Genomic DNA, 2,192 nt, shown 5'->3' with positions numbered 1-2,192 from the left:
TGGTCCCCACCCACTGCTTAATGATCAACAGTCCGACCCTGTGCCACCCTCTCGCGCAGGCTTTTTGGCCGGATATCCGGCCAGTTCTGCTCTATGTTGTCAAGGCAGGCGGCGCGGTCCGCCGCACCGAAAACCACCCGCCAACCGGCCGGCACCTCGACAAAGGCCGGCCACAAGCTGTGTTGCTCCTCGTCGTTGACCAAAACGAAAAAGCTGCCATTGTCGTCATCAAATGGATTGATACTCAACGATTCTCCCGACACCATCCACGCACGATAAGTGGAACCTGTTCTAAAACTAACCGAGAGATCGCGGCGAGTGCGTGTTTTCAGAGAAATCGCCGATACTTGCTACTGGCCAGTTCAGGCGTGAATGTACCGTCCGACATTGCCGAACATGTGAGCCTCAGGAGAGACGAATTGGCTGCTAGCCGTGACCAAACCGGGCGTGAACAGCTTGACGCCACGGCCACGGCACAGATGAGGTCAGTTGTCTCATAGTTTGCTGTACAGCCCCTGGCACGCATCGATTGACGTCCGACGAGGTACCGTACGTGACCAAATATGTGGTGTGAAGATCGCAGTCGACAAACCTGGGTGAGCCTCCACGCCAACGAAGTACCCGACTTCCGAAAGTACGTGCGTACCCGCCGCAACACTCGTACCGTTGGATGGCACCGTAGCGTCTCGAACTGAGTCACTCTCCGCGACAGGCAAACTCGCGCCAGTGACGGCCGGGACCATCGGCATATGAGCTGTCATACCCACTATTGCTTAGGATCGCGCACAGTGAGCAAAATCGCGAAACCGGTACTACCGCCCGGACCTCCACTCCCATTGGTGGCGCAATCCATATTGATGGCGGCCTATGGTCTGCGCTTTCTCGCCGGCTGTCAGCGCCGCTATGGCAATGTGTTCACACTGCGTATTCCCTTGTCGGGCAAGGTCGTATATCTGGCGGATCCGGCCGATATCAAGAAGGTCTACGCTGGCGACCCGCGGGTCTTTCATTCCGGAGAGGCACACTGGTTTTTCCGTGGCCTGCTCGGTGACAGCTCGTTGTTCGTGCTCGACGAGGACGAACACCACGATCAGCGTCGCCTACTCATGCCCGCCTTTCATCGTGATGCCGTCGCGCGCCAGACGACTCAGATGACAGAGATCGCTGCCGCAAACATAACCAAATGGCCGGTTGGTCAGAGCTTCCCCGTTGCCCCGTTCACCACAGAGATCACACTCGAGGTGATCCTGCGAACAGTTATCGGCGCCACCGACCCGGTACGGCTAGCCGCACTGCGCAAGGTGGTGCCGCGTCTGCTCTACATGAAGCCGTGGGAAACCCCGGCGATTACCAATCGTCGCCTGCGGCGGTATTTCCCATGGCGGGAGGTCGGCAGACGGATGGCAGAGACCGATGCTCTGCTCTACGCGGAGATCGCCGAGCGTCGTGCTGACCCCAACCTGGACGAGCGCACCGATGTGCTGGCCATGCTTGTCAGCGCCACCGACGATGACGGCCGCACGATGTCCGACCAAGAACTGCGTGATCACCTTTTGACGTCCATCGCGGCCGGACATGAGACCACCGCGACCGCACTGGCCTGGGCGCTGGAGCGGCTGACACGGCACCCTGCCGCGCTGGCCAAGGCTGTACACGCCGCCGATGCCAGCGCAGCAGGGGATCCCGCCGGCGATGAGTACCTCGACGCCGTCGCCAAGGAGACGCTACGAATCCGCCCGGTGATCTTCAGCTCGGGCAGGGTGCTTAAGGAGCCCGTGGAGATTGGCGGCTATCGGCTACCGGCAGGCATCATGGTCGATCCGGCCATCGGACTCGTGCACGCGAGTGCCACGGTGTATCCGGATCCAGACCGCTTCGATCCGGACCGAATGCTCGGCACCACGCAGAGTCCAACCACCTGGTTGCCGTTCGGCGGCGGCAATCGCCGCTGCCTCGGCGCCACCTTCGCGATGGTCGAAATGCGAGTAGTGCTGCGCGAGATCCTGCGCCGGGTCGACTTGAGCACCACCACCGCGCCCGATGAGAAGCAGCAGGCAAAACACGTCACATTCGTGCCACACCGTGGCGGGTACATCGAGGTTCAGGCGATCAGGGACTGCGCGCCCGCAGCTCCACCACGGTGTCCTGCTGGCTTTCATGGCACGGCGCAGTCGGCCGACCCCCGGCGGTGA

2 protein-coding genes are annotated in these 2,192 nt (G+C 61.2%); one reads left to right on the top strand and one right to left on the bottom strand.

Features of this window, described 5'->3' with window-relative positions; all coding sequences use genetic code 11:
- Positions 1-17 precede the first annotated feature (17 nt).
- The gene (locus AOT83_RS07315) at positions 18-248 is read right to left on the bottom strand and encodes an MbtH family protein (RefSeq protein WP_030097524.1); all 231 of its coding nucleotides are present in this window, start codon (positions 246-248) and stop codon (positions 18-20) included.
- A 540-nt stretch (positions 249-788) separates the two neighbouring features.
- Here AOT83_RS07315 and AOT83_RS07310 point away from each other — a divergent pair.
- Positions 789-2,192: a cytochrome P450 gene (locus tag AOT83_RS07310; protein WP_057964639.1), complete on the top strand. Its 1,404-nt coding sequence runs from the start codon at positions 789-791 to the stop codon at positions 2,190-2,192.

Origin of the sequence: Mycobacteroides sp. H001, from assembly GCF_001440005.1 — a bacterium.
Lineage (GTDB): Bacteria > Actinomycetota > Actinomycetes > Mycobacteriales > Mycobacteriaceae > Mycobacterium > Mycobacterium gwanakae.
Note: the sequence above shows the minus strand (reverse complement) of the source record. Positions and strands in the feature narration are given on the sequence as shown.